This is a genomic window from Streptomyces sp. NPDC057287, from assembly GCF_042667905.1.
GTDB lineage: Bacteria > Actinomycetota > Actinomycetes > Streptomycetales > Streptomycetaceae > Streptomyces.
Genome location: NZ_JBHUYV010000006.1, coordinates 139,603 through 161,691, shown reverse-complemented (window position 1 = coordinate 161,691; position 22,089 = coordinate 139,603). Strand labels below are relative to the sequence as shown.

Below are 22,089 nucleotides of genomic sequence, written 5' to 3'. Positions count from 1 at the left end.
AAGGGGGTGCGGCTCAGGACTTGGCGCGGCGGATCTCGATGTTGCCGAACCGGGTACGGGCCTTGACCTCGACGGTGTCCTCGGACGACTCCGGGCTCTCGGAGGCGGTGAGCGCGTTGTGCACCTGGCCGGAGCCCGAGCCGGCGTCGAGCCAGGCGGCCGTGCCCTCGCGGATGCCGACCTCGATGGCACCGTAGGAGGTCTCCAGCTGGACGGTCCCGCGTACGACCTCACCGACGCGCAGCGTGCCGTGGGCCGTGGTCGCGGAGACCGAGGCCTCGGCGCGCTCGACGTGGATGTCTCCGTTGGCGCCGCGGACGCTCAGATCTCCGAGGGCGTCACCGATGATCGTGGTGCCGTGCGAGTTCTTCAGGACGGCCGCGCCCTCGATGGTGCCGACGCGCATGCTGCCGGAGCTGGTGGTGATCTCCGCGGCCCCCTCGACGTGCTCCACGGTGATGGAGCCGTGGGACGCGGTCAGGTGCAGCGGCCCGGTGGTGTCGAGGCGGACGTCGCCCGACGAGGTCTTCACCCGGACATCGCCGAGCCGGCCCTCGCCGTGCACCTGCGTCCAGGCGCCGGTCATCTCCACCTGCGATCCCGTGGGCAGCTCGACCGCCACGTCGACGGTGCCGGTGCGCCCGACGAGGTAGCGCTGCTTGGGTGTCCTGATGGTCAGCAGGCCGTTCGCGTAATGCACTTCGGTCTGCTCGACGGCCCGTACGTCCTGGTCCTTCTTCGGGTCGCGGGGCTGCGCCTCGACGAACGTGTCGAGACGGTCGGTGGCGACGAAGCGGATGGATCCGGCCTCCACGTGGGCGGTGACCGAGATTGCTGCGGGGGTGTCGAAAGAAGGCATGGCTGTCCCGTCCTCTTGGGTCTTCGCGGCGTCCCGCCTGGCAGGACGTGATGCGGGTGAAGTGGTGCGGGCGGGGTGCGGCTAGCGCACCCAGCCGGTGAAGCTCTGCCCGACGGTCCGGGTGGCGCGGGTCTTCTCCGCCGTACGTGACGGGCGGCCGCCGTCGACCGCGGCCGACACGGCCCGCACCAGCCACGCGTTGACCGACAGGCCCTCGTTGTTCGCGGCCTCCTCGGCGCGCGCCTTGAGGTGGGCGGGAAGGCGCAGATTGACGCGGGCGGTGCCGCCGTCCTCGCTGTCGGCCGGCGCCGGTGCCGGAGCCTTGAGGGGCTCGGCCCTGCGACTGCCCTCCTCGTACGCCTCGGCGCCGGCCGGCCGCGTCACCACGAAGTCGGGGTCGAGCCCCCGCAGCCGTACGTCGACCGAACCAGGGGCGAGCTCGCGGGTGATCTCGTCCATGGCGGCGGAGAGCACGTTGAGCATCGTCAAGCGGGTCGCCGACTCCAGGGGAGCGGTGAGCCGCTCGGCCAGCTCGCGGGCTTCCGGGCCGCCGGCCTCGGCGGCCACCGCGAGTTCGCGGCGGAGGGTGTCGACATACGGCGTGAGGTCCATGACGCCATAGTGGCACCATCATGGCGCCATGCGCAAGCCCATCGGGCCAACCTATGCGGACCGACTCACACCGAACCCCTCTGACCTGCACATATGCGCTGCCACCACGCCACGCCAACGCGACACCACGGGGAATCCCCGACTCTGCGGCCCCTCTGATGGCGTCACACGGCACCATGTGGCACCACTCGGCGCCAGGCAGCCATCCCGTGGCACCACGGGAGGAGGCGACCGGTCGACCGCTTCCGCGGAACACCGGGGGCCGTCATCGGAGCGCCCCTCACCGGTCGCCTGATCGCCGCCGCGCCATCCGGGGCAGCGCTCAGCCGCGGCGACGCTTGGCAGCGATCAGGGCCAGCACGATGACGACGACGGCCACGGCGCCCCCGGTCGCGGTGCCCTTCTTCGAGCCGCCGTCGTCCCCGTCGTCCCCGGGCGACGTCCCGCCGCCCCCGCCGTTGGGGGAGGGAGCCTTGCTGCCACCGTCGCCGCCGCCCTCCGCGTCCACGCGCACCACTTCGCTGTTCTCCCCCTCGGAGCCGAACATCATGGCTGAGCCGTCCGCCGTGTACGTCACCGATTCGGACTGCCCCTGGAGCGGCACGCCCACCGCGTGGTCGGCACCGAGCCTGCCCCCTTCGAAGGCGTAGCCCCGGGCGCTGAAGTACGACCGGAACACGACGTTCCTGCCGTCCGGCGAGAACGCCCCGTCCGTCACCCACGGCACCTCGCCCACCCGACGGAACACGTTGTTCCCGCCGGTCGTGAGCTTCTGCGGGCCCTCGTAGAGCCCGCCGCCGTCCTCGTTCTTGGAGGCGATGTACACCCGCCCGGTCTTGGGGTGGACCATCATCGCCTCGGCGTTGCGGGCCCCGTCCGCGTACGTCACGTCGAACTGGGTCGCCCGCACCGTGGCGTCCGCGAGGCGCTTCGGCTCGGGGAAGCGGTAGATCCAGACGTGGTCCCAGGAGCCGTCGAGGTTGTCGCCGATGTCACCGACGTACAGATTCCCGTCGGGGCCGAGGGAGATCGCCTCCACGTCCCGGGGCTCCCCCACGCCCTTCATGGTGATCGTCGCGACCGTCTTCCCGGTGCGGGAGTCGACGGCGTAGACGTACGGACCGTCCTCGCTGTCGTTGTGCGTCCAGTAGACCCCCGGGTGGATCCGGCTGGCGGCGAGCCCGCTGGACTCGGTGATCCGGGGGTCCTCGATCGTGAAGGTCCGGTCCGCTCCGTCCCCGTCGTCCGCGACGGCGGGCACTGCCCCCGTCAGGAGCAGGAGGGCAGCGGCGGCGGAGACGGTCAGCAGCGATCTCATCCCACAAGTGTCCACTGTCACGTCGCAGGCCGGAGCGGTGATCCGCCATGATGTCGCCATGCGTTTTCTCTTCGTCGGCGACAGCATGACCGTGGGCAGGGCCGGCGACTTCACCTGGCGCTACCGCATGTGGCAGCACCTCGAAGCGACGTTCGGCGACGGCGGTTACGCGATCACGGGCCCGCGCACCGAGTTGTACGACACCGAGGCGAACGCCCCGCTCTCCCACACGTACGGCGATCCCGCCTTCCCCGCGCCCGCACGCCGGCACCTGGCGGGCTGGGGCGAGGGCTGGCTCCACATGGCGCCCGTCATAGCGGACACGGTCACGTCGACCCGCGCCGACGTCCTGCTGGTCTCGCTCGGCCTGATAGACCTCGGCTTCTACACGGACAGCGGCCAGACGGCGGCGAACGTACGGGAGTTCATCACCGCCGCCCGCACCGCGAACCCGCGGATCAGGCTGGTGCTGCTCCCCGTCATCCCGAACGTGCGGGCGGAGTCCGACGCCCCCTTCGCCGCCGAGTGCGAACGCTTCAACACGCTGCTCGCGAAGGCGGTGGCCGACCTCGACGCCCCGTCGTCCCCGGTCCTGCTGGCCTCGCCCCCCACGGGCTACGACATCCACACGGACACCTACGACGGCACCCACCCCGGCCCCACCGGCGAGCACAAGCTGGCCGGCGCCTTCGCCGACGCGATGCACCAGGCCTGGGGCGTGGGCGGCCCGTACGCCGGAGCGCTGGCAGCCGCCTGATCACCACCGCCCGGCCGGTGGCCCGGTGACCCGCCGGCCTGCGCCCCGGAACCGGGCCGGGACGGGACCGCGTCTCCTCCTCACGTACAGGACCTAGTGGGAGACGTCCGGACCGGAGCAGGAGCGAGTGACGAGGAAGCCGGATACGCAACCCCCGGGCCGGGGCCGCGGGAAGGTCCGCGGGAGGGGCCGCGTGATCGCCGGACTCTGCCTCCTGGTGGCGGTCCTGCTGGTGTTCCCCGGTCTGGTCCCCAACACCCCCGGCCACCTGGGCAGCCTGCTGGAGACGATCCTCCCCTGGCTCGGCCTGGTGTTCCCCGTCCTGCTGGTCGCGGCGCTCCTGCGCCGCTCACGCCTGGCGGCGGCCGCGCTGCTCCTGCCGGTCGTCGCCTGGACGAGCCTCTTCGGCGGCCGGCTGTCCACGGGCGCGGCGGCGGACGGCGGGTTCACCGCGGTCCAGCACAACGTCAGCGACGTGAACCCCGAACCGGCTTCCACAGCGGCGGCGTTGGCCGGGACGGACGCCGACCTCATCGCCCTGGAGGAGCTGACGGCCCCCGCCCTCCCCGCCTTCGAAGCGGCCCGGGCGGCGGACTACCCCCACCACGCGACAAGGGGCACGGTCGGGCTCTGGTCGAAGCACCCCCTCACCGGCGTGCGGCTGGTGGACATCAGGCCCGAGGGCGTCGGGGAGGGCTGGGACCGGGGCCTGCGGGCCACGGCCCGTACGCCGGGGGGCGAGGTCGCCGTGTACGTCGCGCACCTGCCCTCGGTCCGGATCGGTCCGACGACCGGGCTCACCGCCGGGCGCCGGGACGAGAGCGCCGCTCTCCTCGCCGAGGCCCTCGCCGCCGAGCCCCTGGCCCGGGTGATCCTCCTCGGCGACCTCAACGGCACACTGGACGACCGCGGCCTGGACCCCGTCACCTCGCTGATGAGCCGCCCGGACGACTCCTTCGCCTTCAGCTGGCCGGCGGGACTGCCCCTGGCCCGCATCGACCAGATCCTGACCCGGTCCGCACGCGTCACGGCCCTGTGGGCCCTGCCCGCCACGGCGAGCGACCACCTGCCGGTGGCGGCCCGCATCCAGTTCTGACGACCGCGGCGACTACTCCGGCTTCGGTGTGGCGCCCAGCATCTCCAGCCCGAGCCGGGTCAGCTCCTCCGACACCTCGTACGGCCGGGCCCGGCGCGGCCGGCGGACGTGGTGGGCCATGAGTTCGTGGACCGAGCCGACCATCACCATCACCACCACCCGGTGGTCCCGCTCCTCCGCCTCGCCCCGCACCGCCGCACGCTCGGCCTCGCCGGTCAGGAAGTCGGCCCACAGGTCGCGCCACCGCTTGCAGTGCGCGTCCACCGCCGGGCTCACGCCCAGCACCTCCACGAAGGTCACCCGCGCCTCGCGCAGGTCCCGGGTCACCGCCGACACGTAGGCGTCGAAGAGGCGCCGGAAGCGCTGCCCCATCGGACAGTCGTCCATCCCCTCGGAGAGCAGGGCCACTTCCGCCGCCCGCAGTCCGCTGGTGGTGATCCGGTTGTGCAGCTCCGTCAACAGGCCCTCCCGGGAGCCGAACTCCTCCCAGAGCACCTCCTCCGGCACCCCTGCCATGTCACACAGGGCCTGCTCCGAGGTCTGCGCGTAGCCGTACACCCCGAACAGCTCCAGTCCGGCGTCGAGGAGCAGCCCACGGGCCCGCGCACGCGCACCGTCGACCACACCGGTCACTTGGTCCACCTGAACATCCACCACGGGTCCTCCTTGGTCTGCCCATATCCGGTGCGCACGCTCGCCGTTGAGCAGTCGCGAGGACCGGAGGAGGGCTCGGGCGCCTCTGGGATGGCGCGTGCGCCATTGTCCCGGTACGTCCGACCCGATTGCTCCCGCACCGCGCGGTTCGGCCGGAATTCCGCCAGGACCGGTGACAGCTCGCACAGGAGTACCCCCGCCGGGGAGGACGGCCGCTCAGCGCGGACGCGCCCCTCGTCCCGTGACCGGCGGACTGGTCCCCGGAGGACCCCGCCCCGAAGGCACCGGCCGGCGCGACGCCTCAGAGCCGCTTCAGCACCGCCTGCTTCGCGGTGGCGAACTCCTCGTCGGTGAGGATGCCTGCCGCGTACAGCTCCCCCAGCTCGCGCAGCCGCCTCAGCAGCACGTCGTGGTCGTCGGCGGCCGGGGCGGGCACCGGTGCGAGCGCCGGGGCGGCCTCCTGCGGGGCGGCGAGCGCGGCGGTCCCAGCGGGTGCCGGCATGCGTACGAGGACGGCGGCGGCGACCAGGACCGCGGTGTACTCCCGCTTCGACAGACCCCACAACTCCAGCGAGTACGGGTCGAATTTGGCGGGCGTGACCGACACGGCACCTCCCCGGTCGAAGCGCAGGGAGCCGTTCTCCAGCCCGATCGAGGGTATCCAGCGCACGCCGGTCACCTCCGACAGCGGGATGGTGACGGCGCCGGCCGCCTCCTTCGACTCCTCCGCCTTCCAGTTCCATGTGAGGCGGACCGCCTCCCCGTCGAAGGACGCCGTGCCGTCCCCGCCGCCGCCCGACACCGGGACCGAAGGCCCCGGCAGCAGGAAGCCGTCCACCGGGCCGTCGGACACCTGCTCGATCAGGAGGGCGTTGCGTATCTCGTCGACGAGGTACTCGGCCACGCCCGTGCGGTCCTTCTCGACGACGAGCTGATACGGGTCGGAGGCATCCTTCAGCCGCCCGTCCGCCGCCCGCAGGACGGGGCACGCACCGGTGCGCAGCCTCAGCCGCAGACGGCCGCCCTTGCGGTCGGGCTCGTACGAGACGCCCGCCACAGCCTGCAGCGGGACGGCGAGTTCACCGAGGGCCTGCCGCACCGGGTGCACCTTGCTGCCGGGGACGATCCGCACCGTGTCCCCGTCGAAGCTCCACGTACCGTCGCGCGAGATGATGTCCGCCATACGGCGGATTCTGCCAGGCGCACCGGCGCGCGGGCCCTGAACCGCTCACCACCGGGACCGGCCGCCGCGCACCGTCGGGACCGGCCGGCCGTCCGGGCGTGGTCAGGCGGCGCCGCCCCTGCCCCTGAGCAGCGGCAGGAAGACCTCGTCCACGATCTCGGCCAGCACGGCGTCCGGTACGGCCGGGACGCCCCGCGTCACGTACTCGTTGCGCAGCAGCGCCACCGGCACGGACACGACCCGGGGATGCTGCGACCCGGGCGGGGCCTCTCCGCGGGCGACCGCCCGGCCGACGGCAGCCGTCCACGCGTCCTCGTAGGCGTCGCCCTCGGCCGCCGGGGCGCGCAGCTCGGCGAGCAGCTCCGGCGTGCTGCCGGCCGCCGAGATCAGGCCGCGCAGGATCTCTCCGTACGGCGACGACCAGGTGCTGTTCGCGCGCCGCAGCAGCTCCAGCGCGTCCTGGCGCAGCGAGCCGGTGTCCGGCACCGTCACCTCCGTGGCGGCCAGCCTGCGGTAGGCGGCCACGCCGAGCGCGACGCGGTTCGGCCAGCGGCGGTAGATCGCGTTCTTGTTGGTGCCCGCGCGCCGGGCCACCTCGTCCATGGTCAGGCCGTCGACACCGGCCTCCCCCAGCACCTCGGCCGCCGCCCGGAGGATCGCCTCCTCCAGCACGGCTCCGCGCCGACGCGATGCCCCGCCCTGCCGCCCGTCACCGGATTCCGGCACTGGTCGTCCCCTCTCGTCCCGTAGGCCGATATCTACGGCACGGAGCCCGCGCGCATCAAATCCGGGCAGCGGTACGCCCCCCAATAGGGTACGGTCGGTACCCTAAAATGCCCGACCGGGAGGACCGCTGTGCGCACCTTCGGCATCAACTTCGACACCGGCTTCACCAGCGCCGGAACCACCACCCGCGAGCCGTTCGACCCGGACACCGTCCGCCGGGAGATGGAGATCATCCGCGAGGAGCTGCGCTGCGACGCCGTCCGGATCACCGGCGGCGACCGCGACCGCCTGGAGACGGCTGCCCGGCTCGCGGCCGAGGCCGGACTCGGCGTCTGGTACTGCCCGTTCACCAACGGCCTCACCCAGGACGAGCTGTTCGACTTCCTCACGGACAGCGCCAGGCGCGCGGAGAAGCTGCGGCGCGGCGGCGCCGAGGTGCTCTTCCTCACCGGGTCGGAGATCTCCCTCTTCACCGACGGCTTCCTCCCCGGCGACAACACGGCCGAGAGGGTCGCGGTGCTCTCCGACCCCCAGCGGCTGCGGGCCGCGCTCCCCGCCCTGTCCGCCCTGTCCGCCCGGATCAACGCCTTCCTGAGCAGGGCGGTGGCAGCCGTACGGGCGGAGTTCGGCGGCCGGGTCGGGTACGCCTCGCTCCCGTTCGAGGGCGTCGACTGGACCCCTTTCGACCTGGTCGCCACCGACGCCGGCTACCGCGACGCACGGAACGCGGGCCAACTCGCCGACGGGCTGAAGTCGCTGGCCTCGCACGGCAAGCCGGCGGCGGTCACGGAGTTCGGCTGCGCCCCCGTACGCGGCGGCGCGGAGATCGCGAGCCGGGCCGACGGGGTGGTCGAGTGGGACGACCGGGCCCGCCCCGCGCGGTTCACCCGCCCCGTCGTCCGTGACGAGCAGGAGCAGGCCGACTACGTGCGCGAACTGCTCGGCGCCTTCGAGGAGTCCGGGATCGACGCGGCCTTCGTCTACACCTTCGCCCGCTACGACCTCCCGCACGCCCGGGAGGCAGCACCGGGGAACGACGACCGCGACTTCGACAAGGCGTCCTTCGGTGTGGTCAAGGTCCTCGCCGACGGAAGGACGGGCGCCGCGTATCCCGGAGTCCCGTGGGAGCCCAAGGCCGCGTTCCACGCCCTCGCGGAGTACGGCGCAGGCCGGGCCCGGAGGTGAACGCCGGCCCGGCGACGGCGGCGTGAGGCCGACGACCGCGCCCCGGCCCCGGGTTCAGGCGGCGGAGCGCTCGTCGGGCAGGCGGCGGCGCAGGCGGGCCTGCTCGATGGCCGGAGGGTCGTAGGCCGCGTCGAGCGTTCCGATGTCGGTGCCCGGAGGCACGACGGCGTCGATCCGGTCGAGGAGTTCGTCGTCCAGCGTGGTCCCGGCACCCGCGAGGAGGTCGTCGAGGTGCTCCATGGTGCGCGGGCCGATGATCGCCGAGGTGACGCCCGGGTGGGCGATCGCGAAGGCCGTCGCCATGTGGGTCAGCGGCATCCCGGCGTCCTGGGCGACGGTGATGAGCTCCTCGACCGCGTCCAGCCGCCGCTCGTCGCTCAGGTGCTTGAAGCCGAATGCGGCCCGGTGGGTGTCGGGCGTACGTCCCTTGCGGTAGCGGCCGGTGAGCAGGCCTCCCGCGAGAGGACTCCAGACCAGGGCGCCCATGCCGTAGCGCTCACAGGCGGGCAGCACCTCGCGCTCGATGCCCCGGTTGAGGATCGAGTAGGGCGGCTGCTCGGTGCGGAAGCGCTCCAGGCCCCGCCGCTCGGAGACCCACTGCGCCTCCACGATGTCCGAGGCGGGGAACGTCGAGGCGCCGATGTGCCGGACCTTGCCCGCCCGCACCAGGTCGGTGAGCGCGGAGAGCGTCTCCTCGACGTCGGTGTCCGGATCGGGCCGGTGGACCTGGAACAGGTCGACGTGGTCGGTGCCCAGGCGGCGCAGGGAGTCCTCCAGGGCGCGGACGAGCCAGCGCCGCGAGTTCCCACGCATGTTGGGGTCGTCCCCCATGGGGAGGTGCGCCTTGGTGGCCAGGACGACCTCGTCCCGGCGCCCCTTGAGCGCCTTTCCGACGATCTCCTCCGACTCGCCGCGTGAGTAGGCGTCGGCGGTGTCCACGAAGTTGATGCCCGCGTCGAGTGCCTTGTGGATGATGCGGACGGACTCGTCGTGATCGGGATTCCCCATGGCGCCGAACATCATCGCGCCCAGGCAGTACGGGCTGACCTTGATGCCGGTCCGGCCCAGTGTGCGGTATTTCATGAAGCTCCTCGCGCTGTGGCCCAGCCCCGGTGCGGGCGCTAGGCTGAAAAACGGAACAACGTTCAGCCTCGACAATACGGAACAGTGTTCCGTTTAGCAAGGGATGCATGGTGAGTGAGGACACGGCTCGGGAAGCCGACGACGGCGCGGCCGCGGAACGGCCGCCCAAGCGCGTGCGCGCAGACGTGCGCCGCAACACCGACGCGTTGCTCACAGCAGCCGCGGAGGTGTTCCTCGTCGAGGGGGTGGACGCGCCCGTACGCCGGATCACCGCGAAGGCGGGCGTCGGAGCGGGCACCCTCTACCGCCACTTCCCGCAGCGCTCGGACCTCATCGCCGCCGTCTTCCGCCACGAGGTCGACGCCTGCGCCGACGCCGCACCCGCCCTCGCCGCGCAGCTCGCACCCGCCGACGCGCTCGCCGAGTGGCTGCAGCGCTTCGCCCTCTTCCTGGCCACGAAGCGCGGACTCAGCGCCGCACTGCACTCTGGGGACACGGCCTACGACAGCCTGCCGTCCTACTTCGACGAGCGCCTGATGCCCGTGCTCACCACGCTCATCGGGACCGCCGTCGAAGCGGGCGGGATCCGCTCCGACATCAGCCCCGACGACCTGCTGACCGCCACCCGCAATCTGACCCTGTCCGCCCAGGAGGACAGCGACGGTCACACCCGGCGGATGATCGCCCTGCTCGTCGACGGACTCCGCTACGGGGCGGCCTGAGCCGCCCCCTCCCCCTCGACGGCCACCCCCAGCGTCGCGAAGCGCTGCCGCCACGACGGGACGTCGGCCTCCGGCTCGGCCGGGGCCCGGCGCCTCTCCCAGCACTCCCACGCGGCCCGCTTGCGGCAGTCACGGCATTCGGTCCCGTCGGCGACCGGCCGGAAGACGTGCTCCTCACTCTCGGGAGCGGCCGCGCAGGTCAGCAGCTCCGGCGTCATGCCGTGGAGTGCTTTCCGCATATGCCCGGACTCCTCGATCACGGCTCACCCGGCCCCGCCAGGACGTCCACCGCCACCTCGTACAGCAGTTTCGCGTCCACGAACGGCGCCTCCCCGGTGGGTCGCGAGCGCCAGTCCAGCGGCCAGGTCCTGCCCTCCAGCGCGGGAATCCCCACGAACGCGTCGCACCGCAGGTCCCGCCCCATGAGCCGCGCCCCGGCCGGCCACCTGTACGCGGCGGCACTCTGCGGCGGCAGCAGGAAGTACGTACTCCGCTCACCGACGCTCGACCGTACGATCGGGCCCGCCCGGAAGTCCGTGAACTGCATCAGCTCGTAGGCGACTTCCTCGCCCGCCGGCCCGATGACCCGCACGGCGTCGAAGTGGACGCCGATATGCCGGAGCGCATGCCCACTCGCGGGAACCCAGCACGGCACCGGGTCCAGTGAACTTCTCTGATCCATGAGCCAAGCGTGACGGCGAACACGTAACGTGACCAGCGTCACAAGCCGACTGTGCACTGTTGTGTACTTAGGGGGTGGAGTTGTGCACTCCGGTGAACCTGGAAGTGGTAACGCGGAGAAGTTCGGCGCGCTGCTGCGGTTCTACCGCGAACGGGCGGGACTGTCACAGGAGTCACTGGGCACGAAGATCGGTTTCTCCAAGTCCCAGGTGGCAATGGTCGAACGGGGCGCGAGGCCACCGAAGGGCGACTTCGTCCCACGTGCGGACGAGGCGCTGGGCGGTCCTGCGCATGAGTGACGAGGACGGCTACTTCGGGGAACGGATCGCGGCGACGTACGACGACTCACCGGACGGGATGTTCGCTCCGGCGGCCGTGGATCCGGCCGTCGGCTTCCTGGCGGAGCTCGCGGGCGGTGGCCGGGCTCTGGAATTGGGCATCGGGACCGGGCGCATCGCCCTTCCGCTCTCGGCTCGGGGCGTTCCGGTCCACGGGATCGACCTGTCGCGGGCCATGGTGGACCGGCTCCGGGCCAAGCCGGGCGGCAGCAGCGACGAAATCGGCGTGAGCATCGGCGACTTCGCGACGACGAAGGTGGACGGTGAGTTCTCCCTCGCCTACCTGGTCTTCAACACGGTCATGAATCTCACGACCCAGGACGCGCAGGTCGACTGCTTCCTCAATGTGGCCGCCCACCTCTCCCCCGGCGGCTGCTTCGTCATCGAGGTGATGGTGCCCGAGCTGCGGAGGCTTCCGGCCGGGCAGAGGGTCGTGCCGTTCAAGGCGGACTCCACCGGCTGGGCGTTCGACGCGTACGACGTCGCCACGCAGGCGGTCAGCTCGAACTACATCGAGGTCGAGGGCGGCCGGGGGCGCTTCCACTCGATCCCGTTCCGCTACGTGTGGCCCGCGGAGCTGGACCTGATGGCACGGATCGCGGGGCTGCGGCTGCGTGAGCGGTGGGAGGACTGGGGCCGTGAGCCGTTCACGAACGAGAGCGGACGCCACATCTCGGTCTGGGAGAAGCCCGCGTGACCCTCTGGCCACGGTCGCCGTGATCCGCGGTCGCCCTACGGCGCCGAAAGGGCCGTGCGCTCGGCCTTCTCCAGCCAGGCGGCGTACCAGCGGGCGAACGTCACCGGCGTACCGTCCTCGCCCAGGAGCGGCGCGAGGTCGGCGTCGTCCGCCCGGCAGTCGGACCAGACCGTGCCGCGGTGGCTGCCGCTGACGATCAGCCACTCCCTCTGGGCGCAGCCCAGGTGGGAGATCACGAGGGCGCCGGCGGTGCGCTCCGGGGCGAACATGACGGCCTCCCATCGCTCGTCCCACGCCTCCATGGCGTCGTCGAAGTCCTCGATGGCGTCGTCGAAGTCCTCTTCCTCGGGGCGCTGGGCAAGAAGCTCGTCGAGAAGCTTCGGGTCCGGGCCCCGGTCGGGGAACGGCTCGGCGAGCCTCGACAGATCGGCCAGGTCCGCGCCGTCGCCTTCCCAGCGCCAGCTGCCCTCGACGCGCCGAACCGGGAACACGCCGTACGCGGGACCGGCACCGCCCGCGCCGATGTGGAGCAGGAACGCCCTGTACTCCTCCGGCAGCCGCACGCCCAGGTGAGCCTCCAGCTCGGCGAGCTCCTCCTGGGTGAGCGGCTCCTCCACGACCCACTCGTGCCCCGACGCCCCGAACACGTCGCCGCTCCCAGGCCCCGCACCCGCCGCCTCGACCCGCCGACGCACGCCCGTCCACCACTGATCAGCCATGCGCAGACCGTACGTCCAGCCACTGACACCTGGCCGCGGGGCCGGGGCAACTACCCTCCGGCCCGCGATGCGCACGTCTTCGTATCCGTGTGTCACGGGCTGTTGATGATCAGTGCCGTCATCGGCAGCAGAGTGGCCAGGCCGCTGATCGCCCAGTAGGTCGGCGGCGCGAACGAACTGCGTCGTACGACGGCTCGGTTCACGGCCGCCCAGAGCAGGGCGTAGGGGATGACGACGACGGCGGCGATCGGCAGCCAGAGCAGCATGCCGTCGTTCTCCTCCGGCGGCGGGCCCGTCAGCCAGCTCGACACGAGATAGTAGATCAGCCAGAACGGGACGACCCCCACGCATCCCAGAAGCAGATTCGCACCCAGAGCCGCCGGCCACCGCCAGATCATTTCCCAGGCCTCCCCTCGTTCGGCCGCACTGCCCAGCACGGGACAACGCGGTTCATTCGTCAGAACGTTGTACAGGCCCGTGAGTTCCTGGCCGTACTTCTCCCGGGGCGGGCTCCCTCCCGCTACGCGAACGCGGCGCTCGACGCGAGGCGTCACGGGACGCGGTGACGACGACGGCGGTGTTGGCGGCGACGATGACGGCGACGGCCGTCCACGCTGCGGCGTCGAGGTGCTGGTCCAGGACGGCGAGACCGATCAGAGCGGCGAGGACGGGGTTGACGCTCATGAGGACGCCGAAGAAGTGCGGTGGCACCCGGCGGAGCGCCAGCAGGTCGCACACGAACGGCACGGCCGAGGAGAGCACGCCGGCCGCCAGTGCGCAGCCGAGCGCCGCCGGTGTGGGCGGGTGGTGCCACAGGACCCACCCGCCCACGGGCAGGTACAGGGCCCCGGAGACCAGCGCTGCGGCTGCCGAGCCCTCCAGGCCCGGCAGCCGGGCGCCGACGGTGCGGTTGCAGAGGATGTAGCAGCCCCAGCAGACCGCCGCCAGGAGGGCGAGGCCGATGCCCACGTAGTCGGTGGAGGGTGTGGGGCGCGCCAGTACGGCCACCGCTCCTGCCGCGGTCAGGGCAGCGGCGAGGTTGGTGCGGCGGCGCGAGCCGGCGAGGGCCACGGTCAGCGGGCCGAGGAATTCCAGCGTGACGGCCAGCCCCAGCCCGATCCGCTCGATCGCCGCGTACAGGGACAGGTTCATCCCGGCGAAGACCAGCGCCAGACAGAGCACCGGACGCCACTGCGCTCCGGTGAACCCGCGCAGCTTCGGCCGGCCGGCCACTCCGAGCACGACGGCGGCCACCCACTGGCGCACCGCGACCACACCGGCCGGGCCGAGCACGGGGAAGGCCAGCGCCGCGACGGCCGCTCCGCTCTGGTTGGACAGCCCGCTGCCCAGCATCAGTGCCGTCCCGCCCCAGCGCCCGCCGCACCGGCCGGGCCCGCGCACGTCCGTGGCCTGCGAGGCGTTGGGGGCGGGAGTGACGGCGGTGAGGGGCGGCGCGGGCTTCATGCGCCCACGATGGGACGCCGGTCCGCATGCGCAAAATGCAAGTGCCGGCCTATCTATACGCTGGACGCATGGATGCAACGGGAAGGACGTCCGGCGCGGTGGAGCTGAGACACCTGCGGTGCCTGGTCGCCATCATCGACACCGGCAGCTTCACCGACGCGGCCCACGAACTCGGCGTCTCCCAGGCGGCCGTCTCGCGCACCCTCACCGCGCTGGAAGGCGTACTGGGGGTGCGGCTGCTGCACCGCACCAGCCGCTTCGTCGCCCCCACCACCGTCGGCGTGCAGGTCCTGGCCCGCGCGCGCGTGCTGCTGGCGGGAGCCGACGAGCTCGTCCGCGAGGCCACCGGCGGCCACACCCGCCTCCACATCGGCCACGCCTGGTCCGCCTTCGGCAGCCGCACCACCGAATTCCAGCGCCGCTGGCAGGAACAGCATCCCGAGACCGAGCTGCGTCTGGTCCGCCACAACAGCCCCACCGGCGGCCTGGCCGAGGGGCGGTGCGACCTCGCCGTGGTCCGCGCCCCGCTCGACCTCACGTCCTGGTCCCACGCCCTGATCGGGCACGAGGCCCGCTGCGTCGCACTGGCCTCCGACGACCCCTGGGCCGGGCGCCGCAGCATCCGCCTCGACGAGATCCTGGGCCGCACCCTGGCGATCGACCGCCGGACCGGGACCACCACCCTGGACCTGTGGCCCGAACACGAGCGGCCCTCCGTGGAGTACACCCACGACATCGACGACTGGCTGGATGCCATCGCCACCGGTCGCTGCGTCGGCCTCACCCCCAGGGCGACCGCCGCCCAGTACCGGCGCGACGGCATCACCTACCGCCCCCTGCGCGACGCGGACCCCGTCCCGGTGCACCTCATCTGGCGGACCCACGACGCCCACCCGGCCACCCACACCGCCGTCGCCCTGGCCACGGACCTCTACCGCCGGGAACACGGCCCCGCCCCCGGCCGCCTCACGCGGCCACGGTGACGGCGTCGACGGCCGGGGTGCGGAGCGTCCTGCTCGCGGTCGCGAGGCTCGTGCCGAAGGTGGCCACGGCGGCGACGGCCATGATGGCCAGCCAGGTGCCGGGCCCCTGGTCGGGCAGCACCTGGTCGGTGCGGACCATCGTGAAGGGGATGATCCCCGCGATTCCCGCGACGGTGCCCAGCACCAGACCGGTCAGCGTCAGGATGACCGCTTCCCAGCCGACCACGCCCAGGACCTGGCCGGGTGTGGCACCGGCGAGGCGCTGCTGTCCGAACTCGCGGCTGCGGTACGTGGTCGCCGCGTAGAGGCTGTTGACGAGCATGATGCAGGAGAAGACGACGATGATGCCGACGACGACCAGGTTGAGGGTCTCCAGGTTCTTGTCGTCGACGGTCTTGTCCAGGCCCGACGAAGCGACCCAGTCGCTCTCCACGCCCTGGATGTAGAGGGTCGCGGTGGCCATGCCGGTGAAGATGATCATCGGCATGAGCACTCCGGCCAGTTCCCTGCCGCGGCGGCGCAGATTGAGTGCACCGAGATGGCCGCCCGCCCCGCCCACTGCCGCCAGGGGGCCCCGGAGCAGTCCCAGCAGCCGGCCCAGCAGGGCGGGGGCGAGGACGGCGAATCCGACGGAGAGCAGGATCGCACCGTAGGCGGGGAACGCCATCAGCATCTCCTCGGTGCTGTCGACGGCGTACGTCGTCAGGACTCCCCCCGTGCCGGCCACCAGCGCGGCGCAGCCGGCGAGGGTACGGCCCTTGCCGCGGGACGCGCCCCGGGCTCCGGACCCGGCCCCGGCCCCGGCCCCGGTCGCGGTCGCGCGGCGTACGGCGAGGAACGCGGCGCCGACCGAGGCGAGGAACGCGATGCCGAAACCGGAGCCGAGCGCCATCACGCCGAAGGCCGGATCGACGCCGGCCGCGACCTGGCCGCTGTCCTTGAACAGGTCGAGCAGGAGACGCCCGCCGAGCACCGCGGGCCCGATGGCGAGCACCGCTCCGGCCAGTGCCACCGCGGCGGACTCGCCGACGACCATGCGCGTGATCTGGGCCGGGGTCGCTCCTGTGCAGCGCAGCAGATGGATCTCCTCGGCGCGCTGGCGGACGCCGACGGTGAGGGTGGAGGCGATAGCGAAGAAGACGAGGAGGGAGCCGTATCCGCCGACGACAGTCGCGGAGATGGTCATGGACTCCGAGCTGACCCTGTCGACGCCGGGCGCCGCGGCCGTGTCGTGCAGGGAGCTGAACGTCATGATGATCACGGCGCCGAGGAACGCCGACAGCAGGGTGGCGAGGAAGCGCCCCGGACGCTTCCGGATCGAGCGAACGGCAAGGAACAGCATCGGCTCACACCTCCATCGCGCGCTGCTCGGCCGCCCGGTCGCCCAGGTGGGTCATGCGTTCGGCCACGGCCTCGGCGGTGGGAGCGGTGAGGTGTCCCGCCAGCCTTCCGTCCGCGAGGAAGAGCACCGAGTCGGCCCAGGAGGCGGCCACCGGGTCGTGCGTCACGAGGACGACGGTGGATCCGTGCAAGCGGACGCTCTCCCGCAGCAGGCTCAGCACATCGCGTGCGCTGCGCGTGTCCAGGGCGCCGGTGGGCTCGTCGGCGAAGATCACGCCCGGCCTGGTCACCAGGGCACGCGCGATCGCGACGCGCTGGCGCTGCCCGCCGGAGAGCTCGTCGGGGAGGTGGCCCAGACGCTCCCCCAGCCCCACCTGCGCCAGGATCGCGCGGACGCGCCCGGGGTCGGCCTTCCGGCCGGCCAGCCGCAGGGGCAGCGAGGTGTTCTCCTCGACGGTCAGGGTGGGCAGCAGGTTGTACTGCTGGAAGATGAAGCCGATCCGGTCCCGGCGGAACCTCGTCAGTGCCGCCTCACTCCCGCCGCCCATCTCCTCGCCGTCCACGAGGATCTGCCCCCGGTCGGGCCTGTCCAGGCCCGCCGCACACTGGAGCAGCGTGGACTTCCCCGAGCCCGAGGGCCCCATGACGGCGGTGAAGCTTCCCGTCGGCAGGCTCAGGGTCACCCCGTCCAGGGCGGTCACCTCGCTGTCACCGGTGCCGTACACCTTGCTCACCGAAACCAGCCGCAGAGCCTCCGCGGTCCGGCTCCTGGGCTGCCGCTCGCGAGTGAACATGGTCTCCCCCTCTGCCCGTCGGACGCGCTCTGCGCCTCGTCGACGACGCTACGGACGGCGGCGGACGAGCACATTGGGCGTACGCCCCGACTGCCGGGTGGCGCTGGATACACCCCGCACGGGGGGAAACACCCGGGTACGTTACCCCTGGGGGTATTCATCGGAACGCGGGAGGAACTGTGCAACTCGACATGGCGGCGGATGAGTTGAAGTCCGCGCTGAACCGGCTGCGCCGGGCCCAGGGGCAGATCGCCGGGGTCATCAGGATGATCGAGGAGGGCAGGGACTGCGAGGACGTGGTCACCCAGCTGGCCGCGGCGTCCCGGGCCCTGGACCGGGCGGGGTTCTCCATCATCGCCTCGGGGCTCGAACAGTGCCTGGCCGACGAGGAGCAGACGCCCGCCGACAAGGACCGGATGCGCGCCCGCCTGGAGAAGCTCTTCCTCTCGCTGGCCTGACGACAGGGCAGCGAGACGGAGCGGCACGAGGCGTCGGAAGGCCGACGGACCCCCTTGATAGGCAAGCAGATGCTTGCCTATGGTCAGGTCATGACGCAGGATGTCTTCAAGGCGCTGGCCGACCCCACCCGTCGGCGCATCCTCGACGAGCTGGTGGACCGCGACGGGCAGACCCTGTTCGAGATATGCGCGCGGCTGGTCACCAAACACGGCCTGGGGCTGTCCCGCCAGGCGATCAGCCAGCACCTGGCCGTCCTGGAATCCGCGGGCCTGGTCGTCCCGCGGCGCGAGGGCCGCTACAAGTTCCACGACCTGAACACCGAACCCCTCGAGCGCATCGCGACCCGGTGGCTCAGGCCCGACACCCCGGAGAGCACCCCTTGAAGATCCAGCGGACCAGCGTATTCGTCGACGACCAGGAAAAGGCCCTGCGCTTCTACACCGAGGTGCTCGGCTTCGTGAAGAAGCACGACGTCCCGCTGGGCGAGCACCGCTGGCTGACCGTGGTCTCGCCGGAGGCACCCGACGGGACGGAACTCCTCCTGGAGCCCTCCGGCCATCCCGTGGTGAAGGCCTACCGGGACGGGCTGGCCAAGGACGGCATCCCGCTCGCCGCCTTCGCCGTCGACGACGTGGCCGGGGAGTTCGACCGGCTGCGCGGGCTCGGCGTGCACTTCACCCAGGAGCCGCTGGAAATGGGACCGGTCACCACCGCGGTCCTGGACGACACCTGCGGCAACCTGATCCAGATCCTGGACGGCGCATAGGGAGCCCGCGCCCGGACCGCTACCGCTCCGGGAACGGTTCCCCGCACGCGCTGCAGAACGCGGGCGCCCGGTCCGCCGACAGCCGCCCGCACCCCGGGCACACCAGGTCCAGCATGCAGGGCGCCTCGCCGCCCTCGTACGCGGGAGTCCGCACGGCCGGCTTGATCGCGAGCCCGGGGCGCCGGCGGTGCACCGTGAGGTACACCAACCCCTCGGGCCCCGCCCTCAGGGCGCGCCGTGACGTGCGGGGCAGCCAGGTGACCGCCATCGGGGCGAGGTCCAGCACGTCGCCGCCGCCCGTACGCAGGCTGCCGCCGCCCGCGAGGACGACGAGGAGCACGTCCAGCACGTCCTCCTGGTGCTCACCCACCGCCGCGCCCGCCGGCAGGCGGACGACGTTGGCGTCCAACTCCCGTCCCTGTTCAGCGAGATGCCACAGCGCACCGCGCTCATCGGCGGCGGCGGAGGCCAGGAGCTCGTCCAGCACCGCCAGCACCTGCGGGGTCGCGTCCACGCCGTCCGCCTCCTCGTCGCTCAGTCACGGATCGTCCTTCACGCCCAGCCTTTCACGGCGGCGGGACGGGCGCCCCGGCCGTACGGCGGCGCCCCGGAACCGGCAGGTCGGGCCGGTGCGGGGCGGACGTGGAGCCTCCGCAAGTGGAGGCATTCCCCCCTCGTCCCGAAAGCGCCGAAGGGGCCCGGTGATCGCTGTAGCCTCGCCGAATGATCCAGCCGACCCCCACGACGCCCTCGGTCCCGGATGCCGAGTGCGCGGCCCTCACCCGGACCCTGCGCCGCCGGGGCACCGTCGTCCTGTCGGTGTTCGCCCTCGTCTGGGCCTTCGCCGGGGCGTCCGGGCTCGCTTCGGGGGGCGCCGCCCTGACCGTCGAGATCATCGCTGTACCCGTCACCGCGGCGGCGGTCCTCCTCGCGTACCGCAAGAGTGCCGCCCCCTCCCCCCGCATGGTCGACCTGCCCCACAACTGGGCGCGTTCGGTCGGCATCGTGAACGTCGTCGAGCTCGCGGCGATCTTCGCGGTGATCGCCGCGTCCAACGCCTCGGGCCACCCCGCCTTCATCCCGCCGGCCATCGCACTGGTCGTCGGCCTGCACTTCGTCCCGCTCGCGCGCCTCTACGACCAGTGGCAGTACAAGGGGACAGCCGCGCTGCTGTCCGCCGTCGCGGTCGTCGGCTTCGCGCTCATCACGGCCGGACTCTCGGACGGAGGCGTGCGCGCCGTTGTGGGCCTGGCCTCCGCGGTGACGCTGTGGGCGTCCGCCTTCCACGTGGCGGTCAGAGGCTGAGAGCGCACCGGCCGGGCCGGAATCCGCCCCTGGGTAGGGTGGGCGCGACAGACCGTCGTGAACCGGAACGAGGAGCAGACGTGAGCGAGCCGGCGTCCATCGCCCTGCAGCAGGAGATCGCCCGGGAGCTGGAGGTCGCGGAGACCTTCGACGCCGAGAAGGAGATCGAGCGCCGGGTGGCCTTCCTCACCGAGCGGCTGACCTCCACGGGTCTGCGCTCCCTGGTGCTCGGCATCAGCGGCGGCGTCGACTCCACCACCGCCGGCCGACTGTGCCAGCTCGCCGTCGAGCGGGCCAGGGCCGCCGGCCACGAGGCGCGCTTCTACGCGATGCGGCTTCCCTACGGGGTCCAGGCCGACGAGCGCGACGCCCAGCTCGCGCTCTCCTTCATCCAGGCCGACCAGGTGCTCACCGTGGACATCAAGCCCGCGACCGACGCCACGCAGGCGTCCCTGCTCACCGGCGACGTGACCTTCCGCGACCCGCACCACCAGGACTTCGTGGTCGGCAACGTGAAGGCCCGGCAGCGCATGATCGCCCAGTACGCGGTGGCCGGAGCGCACAACGGCCTCGTCGTCGGCACGGACCACGCGGCCGAGGCCGTCTCGGGCTTCTTCACCAAGTTCGGTGACGGCGCCGCCGACCTGGTCCCGCTGACCGGGCTCACCAAGCGTCGGGTGCGCGCCGTCGCGGAGACGCTGGGCGCCCCCGCCGAGCTGGTCGGAAAGGTGCCGACCGCCGACCTGGAGACGCTCGACCCGGGCAAGGCCGACGAGCACGCGCTCGGCGTCACCTACGACACCATCGACGACTTCCTGGAGGGCAAGCCGGTGGACGAGCAGGCCTTCGAGACGATCGTCGCCCGCTACCGCCTCACCGACCACAAGCGCCGACTGCCCATCGCGCCGTAGCGGGACAGCACGGAATCCGGAGAGGGGCGGAGCCGGCCGGAATCGAACCGGCGTCCTCACGGTTCTGGAGACCGGCGCGACGACCTCTGCGCTACGGCTCCGCCCGGACCGACACGCTACCGGCGCCCGTCCGCGTACGCCACGGTGTGCCGAGGGGAGACGCCCTCCCCTGGGCACCCCGTCGACCGAGGGGAACCGCAGCCGTGGACAGGAAGCCCGACGAGAAGTACCCGCCGATCGAGCCCTACGACCAGGGGATGCTGGACGTCGGAGACGGCAACCTCGTGCACTGGGAGGTCTGCGGCAACCCCGCGGGCAAGCCCGCCCTCGTCGTCCACGGCGGGCCCGGCTCGGGGTGCGGCACCCGGCCCCGGCAGTACTTCGACCCGGACCTCTACCGCGTCGTGCTCTTCGACCAGCGCAACTGCGGCCGCTCCACCCCGCACGCGAGCGATACGGCCGCCGACATGCGGCACAACACGACGGCGCACCTGCTCGCGGACATGGAGCTCCTGCGCGCCCACCTCGGCATCGAGAAGTGGCTGCTGTACGGCGGCTCCTGGGGCTCCACCCTGATCCTCGCGTACGCCGAACAGCACCCGGAGCGGGTCACGGAGATCGTGATCCCCGCGGTGACGACGACCCGGCGCGGCGAGATCGACTGGCTGTACAGGGGCGCCGGGCAGATCTTCCCCGAGGCCTGGGACCTGTTCCGGGCGGGCGTTCCTGAGGCCGCGGGCCCCGGGGACCTCGTCGCCGCGTACGCCGGGCGGATGGAGAGCCCCGACCCGGACGTACGGGCCCGGGCGACGGCCGACTGGTGCGCCTGGGAGGACGCGGTGCTGTCCATGGAGCCGTACACCGGCCCGGCCCCGTACGGCGGCAGGCCGGCCCGCGCCCAGGAGGCGTTCGTCCGGATCTGCGCGCACTACTTCTCCCACGCCGCGTGGCTGGAGGAGGGGCAGCTGATCCGCGACGCCGGCCGCCTCGCGGGCATCCCGGGCGTCCTGGTGCACGGACGCTTCGACCTTGGCGGTCCGCTGACCACCGCCTGGGAGCTGGCGAAGGCCTGGCCGGAAGCCGAGTTGACGGTGATCGACGACGCGGGCCACCTGGGCGGCCCGGCGACCTCCCGTGCGGTGCTGTCCGCGCTGGACCGGTTCGCCGTCCGGTAGGGAGACGACAGGAAGTGCCGGCCGGTGACCGGCCGGCACTTCGTGGCATCCGGAGGCCGTGGTCAGACGAGGTGCTTGACGGTGTTCCAGCCGTGGCCGATGACACCGGCGCCGGTGATGTCGTCCCCGCTGCTCGTGTAGAGGTTCAGATCACCCGTCGTACGCCCCGTCGCCACGACATCAGCCTTGCCGTCCGCATTGATGTCCGCCAGCGTCAGACGGTTCATCAGATGGAAACTCGACCCGATCTGCTTCGTGAAA

Annotated in this window: 27 protein-coding genes, 1 tRNA gene and 2 pseudogenes; 13 read left to right on the top strand and 17 right to left on the bottom strand. The window is 72.3% G+C overall.

Translation table 11 applies throughout. The features are described 5' to 3' along the window. Positions 1-13: 13 nt before the first annotated feature. The 3 genes from ACFUNE_RS13665 to ACFUNE_RS13655 all read right to left on the bottom strand — a co-directional run bounded on the left by ACFUNE_RS13665 (position 14) and on the right by ACFUNE_RS13655 (position 2,789). Positions 14-859 carry a DUF4097 domain-containing protein gene (locus ACFUNE_RS13665; RefSeq protein ID WP_383566011.1) on the bottom strand — a complete coding sequence of 282 codons (846 nt, stop codon included), beginning with the start codon at positions 857-859 and terminating at the stop codon, positions 14-16. Between the two features lie 81 nt (positions 860-940). Continuing rightward, on the bottom strand, positions 941-1,471 hold the full coding sequence (locus ACFUNE_RS13660) for a toxin-antitoxin system HicB family antitoxin (protein WP_383566009.1): 531 nt from the start codon (positions 1,469-1,471) through the stop codon (positions 941-943). Positions 1,472-1,793: 322 nt separating this feature from the next. Continuing rightward, complete coding sequence (locus tag ACFUNE_RS13655; RefSeq protein ID WP_383566007.1) at positions 1,794-2,789, bottom strand: WD40 repeat domain-containing protein; 996 nt, start codon at positions 2,787-2,789, stop codon at positions 1,794-1,796. A gap of 58 nt (positions 2,790-2,847) precedes the next feature. On the opposite strand from ACFUNE_RS13655, the gene ACFUNE_RS13650 reads away from it, so the two are divergent. Together ACFUNE_RS13650 and ACFUNE_RS13645 are read left to right on the top strand one after the other, a co-directional pair. Continuing rightward, the gene (locus ACFUNE_RS13650) at positions 2,848-3,546 is read left to right on the top strand and encodes a GDSL-type esterase/lipase family protein (protein ID WP_383566729.1); all 699 of its coding nucleotides are present in this window, start codon (positions 2,848-2,850) and stop codon (positions 3,544-3,546) included. A gap of 193 nt (positions 3,547-3,739) precedes the next feature. After that, a complete protein-coding gene (locus tag ACFUNE_RS13645; protein WP_383566005.1) occupies positions 3,740-4,642 on the top strand; it encodes an endonuclease/exonuclease/phosphatase family protein in 903 nt (300 codons plus the stop codon). A gap of 12 nt (positions 4,643-4,654) precedes the next feature. Here the strand turns inward: ACFUNE_RS13645 and ACFUNE_RS13640 are convergent, their stop codons facing one another. The 3 genes from ACFUNE_RS13640 to ACFUNE_RS13630 form a co-directional block, all read right to left on the bottom strand. Continuing rightward, positions 4,655-5,299 carry a TetR/AcrR family transcriptional regulator gene (locus ACFUNE_RS13640; RefSeq protein ID WP_383566003.1) on the bottom strand — a complete coding sequence of 215 codons (645 nt, stop codon included), beginning with the start codon at positions 5,297-5,299 and terminating at the stop codon, positions 4,655-4,657. Positions 5,300-5,597: 298 nt separating this feature from the next. Continuing rightward, a complete protein-coding gene (locus ACFUNE_RS13635; RefSeq protein WP_383566001.1) occupies positions 5,598-6,479 on the bottom strand; it encodes a DUF4429 domain-containing protein in 882 nt (293 codons plus the stop codon). A gap of 102 nt (positions 6,480-6,581) precedes the next feature. Further along, the gene (locus ACFUNE_RS13630; RefSeq protein ID WP_383565999.1) at positions 6,582-7,205 is read right to left on the bottom strand and encodes a TetR/AcrR family transcriptional regulator; all 624 of its coding nucleotides are present in this window, start codon (positions 7,203-7,205) and stop codon (positions 6,582-6,584) included. A gap of 129 nt (positions 7,206-7,334) precedes the next feature. Between ACFUNE_RS13630 and ACFUNE_RS13625 the strand changes: the two genes are divergently transcribed. Beyond that, the gene (locus ACFUNE_RS13625; protein ID WP_383565997.1) at positions 7,335-8,390 is read left to right on the top strand and encodes a hypothetical protein; all 1,056 of its coding nucleotides are present in this window, start codon (positions 7,335-7,337) and stop codon (positions 8,388-8,390) included. Between the two features lie 54 nt (positions 8,391-8,444). Here the strand turns inward: ACFUNE_RS13625 and ACFUNE_RS13620 are convergent, their stop codons facing one another. Continuing rightward, positions 8,445-9,473 carry an aldo/keto reductase gene (locus tag ACFUNE_RS13620; RefSeq protein ID WP_383565995.1) on the bottom strand — a complete coding sequence of 343 codons (1,029 nt, stop codon included), beginning with the start codon at positions 9,471-9,473 and terminating at the stop codon, positions 8,445-8,447. 107 nt (positions 9,474-9,580) lie between these two features. Here ACFUNE_RS13620 and ACFUNE_RS13615 point away from each other — a divergent pair, with 107 nt between their 5' ends. Continuing rightward, the gene (locus tag ACFUNE_RS13615) at positions 9,581-10,195 is read left to right on the top strand and encodes a TetR/AcrR family transcriptional regulator (protein ID WP_383565993.1); all 615 of its coding nucleotides are present in this window, start codon (positions 9,581-9,583) and stop codon (positions 10,193-10,195) included. On the opposite strand, the gene ACFUNE_RS13610 is transcribed toward ACFUNE_RS13615, so the two are convergent. Then, a complete protein-coding gene (locus ACFUNE_RS13610; RefSeq protein WP_383565991.1) occupies positions 10,180-10,434 on the bottom strand; it encodes a hypothetical protein in 255 nt (84 codons plus the stop codon). The two genes, ACFUNE_RS13615 and ACFUNE_RS13610, sit on opposite strands and share 16 nt — an antisense overlap. A gap of 17 nt (positions 10,435-10,451) precedes the next feature. Next, positions 10,452-10,877, bottom strand: a complete 426-nt coding sequence (locus ACFUNE_RS13605) for a hypothetical protein (RefSeq protein ID WP_383565989.1) — start codon at positions 10,875-10,877, stop codon at positions 10,452-10,454. 82 nt (positions 10,878-10,959) lie between these two features. Here ACFUNE_RS13605 and ACFUNE_RS13600 point away from each other — a divergent pair. Both ACFUNE_RS13600 and ACFUNE_RS13595 read left to right on the top strand, forming a co-directional pair. Continuing rightward, positions 10,960-11,157 (top strand): annotated as a pseudogene (locus ACFUNE_RS13600) (multiprotein-bridging factor 1 family protein); the annotation flags it as partial. A 10-nt stretch (positions 11,158-11,167) separates the two neighbouring features. Further along, positions 11,168-11,911: a class I SAM-dependent DNA methyltransferase gene (locus ACFUNE_RS13595; protein WP_383565987.1), complete on the top strand. Its 744-nt coding sequence runs from the start codon at positions 11,168-11,170 to the stop codon at positions 11,909-11,911. A gap of 35 nt (positions 11,912-11,946) precedes the next feature. Here the strand turns inward: ACFUNE_RS13595 and ACFUNE_RS13590 are convergent, their stop codons facing one another. The 3 genes from ACFUNE_RS13590 to ACFUNE_RS13580 all read right to left on the bottom strand — a co-directional run bounded on the left by ACFUNE_RS13590 (position 11,947) and on the right by ACFUNE_RS13580 (position 13,983). Beyond that, positions 11,947-12,630, bottom strand: a complete 684-nt coding sequence (locus tag ACFUNE_RS13590) for an SMI1/KNR4 family protein (RefSeq protein WP_383565985.1) — start codon at positions 12,628-12,630, stop codon at positions 11,947-11,949. A gap of 92 nt (positions 12,631-12,722) precedes the next feature. Beyond that, complete coding sequence (locus ACFUNE_RS13585; protein WP_383565983.1) at positions 12,723-13,028, bottom strand: hypothetical protein; 306 nt, start codon at positions 13,026-13,028, stop codon at positions 12,723-12,725. Positions 13,029-13,080: 52 nt separating this feature from the next. Continuing rightward, complete coding sequence (locus ACFUNE_RS13580) at positions 13,081-13,983, bottom strand: DMT family transporter (RefSeq protein WP_383566726.1); 903 nt, start codon at positions 13,981-13,983, stop codon at positions 13,081-13,083. Positions 13,984-14,162: 179 nt separating this feature from the next. On the opposite strand from ACFUNE_RS13580, the gene ACFUNE_RS13575 reads away from it, so the two are divergent. Beyond that, positions 14,163-15,077, top strand: coding sequence for a LysR family transcriptional regulator (locus ACFUNE_RS13575; protein WP_383565981.1), 915 nt, complete (start codon positions 14,163-14,165; stop codon positions 15,075-15,077). Here ACFUNE_RS13575 and ACFUNE_RS13570 read toward each other — a convergent pair. Both ACFUNE_RS13570 and ACFUNE_RS13565 read right to left on the bottom strand, forming a co-directional pair. Further along, entirely contained in the window at positions 15,061-16,419 is a 1,359-nt protein-coding gene (locus ACFUNE_RS13570) for an FtsX-like permease family protein (protein WP_383565979.1), read from the bottom strand. The two genes, ACFUNE_RS13575 and ACFUNE_RS13570, sit on opposite strands and share 17 nt — an antisense overlap. Before the next feature lie 4 nt (positions 16,420-16,423). Next, the gene (locus ACFUNE_RS13565) at positions 16,424-17,212 is read right to left on the bottom strand and encodes an ABC transporter ATP-binding protein (RefSeq protein WP_383565977.1); all 789 of its coding nucleotides are present in this window, start codon (positions 17,210-17,212) and stop codon (positions 16,424-16,426) included. A 179-nt stretch (positions 17,213-17,391) separates the two neighbouring features. Here ACFUNE_RS13565 and ACFUNE_RS13560 point away from each other — a divergent pair, with 179 nt between their 5' ends. From ACFUNE_RS13560 to ACFUNE_RS13550, 3 genes are all read left to right on the top strand, one after another. After that, positions 17,392-17,670, top strand: a complete 279-nt coding sequence (locus ACFUNE_RS13560) for a metal-sensitive transcriptional regulator (RefSeq protein ID WP_383565975.1) — start codon at positions 17,392-17,394, stop codon at positions 17,668-17,670. A 90-nt stretch (positions 17,671-17,760) separates the two neighbouring features. After that, positions 17,761-18,054: an ArsR/SmtB family transcription factor gene (locus ACFUNE_RS13555; protein WP_383565973.1), complete on the top strand. Its 294-nt coding sequence runs from the start codon at positions 17,761-17,763 to the stop codon at positions 18,052-18,054. Then, complete coding sequence (locus ACFUNE_RS13550) at positions 18,051-18,437, top strand: VOC family protein (protein ID WP_383565971.1); 387 nt, start codon at positions 18,051-18,053, stop codon at positions 18,435-18,437. The genes ACFUNE_RS13555 and ACFUNE_RS13550 overlap by 4 nt, the downstream gene beginning before the upstream one ends. A gap of 19 nt (positions 18,438-18,456) precedes the next feature. Here ACFUNE_RS13550 and ACFUNE_RS13545 read toward each other — a convergent pair whose 3' ends face one another. Further along, positions 18,457-18,951 carry a hypothetical protein gene (locus ACFUNE_RS13545; protein ID WP_383565969.1) on the bottom strand — a complete coding sequence of 165 codons (495 nt, stop codon included), beginning with the start codon at positions 18,949-18,951 and terminating at the stop codon, positions 18,457-18,459. 209 nt (positions 18,952-19,160) lie between these two features. Between ACFUNE_RS13545 and ACFUNE_RS13540 the strand changes: the two genes are divergently transcribed. Both ACFUNE_RS13540 and nadE read left to right on the top strand, forming a co-directional pair. Beyond that, a complete protein-coding gene (locus tag ACFUNE_RS13540; protein ID WP_383565967.1) occupies positions 19,161-19,742 on the top strand; it encodes a hypothetical protein in 582 nt (193 codons plus the stop codon). Positions 19,743-19,822: 80 nt separating this feature from the next. Then, positions 19,823-20,653: an ammonia-dependent NAD(+) synthetase gene (gene nadE, locus ACFUNE_RS13535; RefSeq protein WP_383565965.1), complete on the top strand. Its 831-nt coding sequence runs from the start codon at positions 19,823-19,825 to the stop codon at positions 20,651-20,653. 27 nt (positions 20,654-20,680) lie between these two features. Here nadE and ACFUNE_RS13530 read toward each other — a convergent pair. Next, positions 20,681-20,754: transfer RNA gene (locus ACFUNE_RS13530), tRNA-Trp, on the bottom strand. A gap of 102 nt (positions 20,755-20,856) precedes the next feature. Between ACFUNE_RS13530 and pip the strand changes: the two genes are divergently transcribed. Next, positions 20,857-21,828 (top strand): prolyl aminopeptidase, encoded by a 972-nt coding sequence (gene pip / locus ACFUNE_RS13525; RefSeq protein ID WP_383565963.1) that lies wholly within the window; start codon positions 20,857-20,859, stop codon positions 21,826-21,828. A gap of 62 nt (positions 21,829-21,890) precedes the next feature. On the opposite strand, the pseudogene ACFUNE_RS13520 reads toward pip, so the two are convergent. After that, positions 21,891-22,089 (bottom strand): annotated as a pseudogene (locus tag ACFUNE_RS13520) (hypothetical protein); the annotation flags it as partial.

Bases quoted from the DNA above. Each gene is read 5' to 3' on its own strand.
- ACFUNE_RS13575 (WP_383565981.1), top strand. From the start codon at position 14,163: ATGGATGCAACGGGAAGGACGTCCGGCGCGGTGGAGCTGAGACACCTG.
- ACFUNE_RS13590 (WP_383565985.1), bottom strand. From the start codon at position 12,630: ATGGCTGATCAGTGGTGGACGGGCGTGCGTCGGCGGGTCGAGGCGGCG.
- ACFUNE_RS13540 (WP_383565967.1), top strand. From the start codon at position 19,161: ATGATCCAGCCGACCCCCACGACGCCCTCGGTCCCGGATGCCGAGTGC.
- ACFUNE_RS13595 (WP_383565987.1), top strand. From the start codon at position 11,168: ATGAGTGACGAGGACGGCTACTTCGGGGAACGGATCGCGGCGACGTAC.
- ACFUNE_RS13610 (WP_383565991.1), bottom strand. From the start codon at position 10,434: ATGCGGAAAGCACTCCACGGCATGACGCCGGAGCTGCTGACCTGCGCG.
- ACFUNE_RS13655 (WP_383566007.1), bottom strand. From the start codon at position 2,789: ATGAGATCGCTGCTGACCGTCTCCGCCGCCGCTGCCCTCCTGCTCCTG.
- ACFUNE_RS13635 (WP_383566001.1), bottom strand. From the start codon at position 6,479: ATGGCGGACATCATCTCGCGCGACGGTACGTGGAGCTTCGACGGGGAC.
- ACFUNE_RS13605 (WP_383565989.1), bottom strand. From the start codon at position 10,877: ATGGATCAGAGAAGTTCACTGGACCCGGTGCCGTGCTGGGTTCCCGCG.
- ACFUNE_RS13665 (WP_383566011.1), bottom strand. From the start codon at position 859: ATGCCTTCTTTCGACACCCCCGCAGCAATCTCGGTCACCGCCCACGTG.
- ACFUNE_RS13555 (WP_383565973.1), top strand. From the start codon at position 17,761: ATGACGCAGGATGTCTTCAAGGCGCTGGCCGACCCCACCCGTCGGCGC.
- ACFUNE_RS13615 (WP_383565993.1), top strand. From the start codon at position 9,581: ATGGTGAGTGAGGACACGGCTCGGGAAGCCGACGACGGCGCGGCCGCG.
- ACFUNE_RS13570 (WP_383565979.1), bottom strand. From the start codon at position 16,419: ATGCTGTTCCTTGCCGTTCGCTCGATCCGGAAGCGTCCGGGGCGCTTC.
- ACFUNE_RS13620 (WP_383565995.1), bottom strand. From the start codon at position 9,473: ATGAAATACCGCACACTGGGCCGGACCGGCATCAAGGTCAGCCCGTAC.
- ACFUNE_RS13580 (WP_383566726.1), bottom strand. From the start codon at position 13,983: ATGCTGGGCAGCGGGCTGTCCAACCAGAGCGGAGCGGCCGTCGCGGCG.
- ACFUNE_RS13585 (WP_383565983.1), bottom strand. From the start codon at position 13,028: ATGATCTGGCGGTGGCCGGCGGCTCTGGGTGCGAATCTGCTTCTGGGA.
- ACFUNE_RS13565 (WP_383565977.1), bottom strand. From the start codon at position 17,212: ATGTTCACTCGCGAGCGGCAGCCCAGGAGCCGGACCGCGGAGGCTCTG.
- ACFUNE_RS13650 (WP_383566729.1), top strand. From the start codon at position 2,848: ATGCGTTTTCTCTTCGTCGGCGACAGCATGACCGTGGGCAGGGCCGGC.
- ACFUNE_RS13660 (WP_383566009.1), bottom strand. From the start codon at position 1,471: ATGGACCTCACGCCGTATGTCGACACCCTCCGCCGCGAACTCGCGGTG.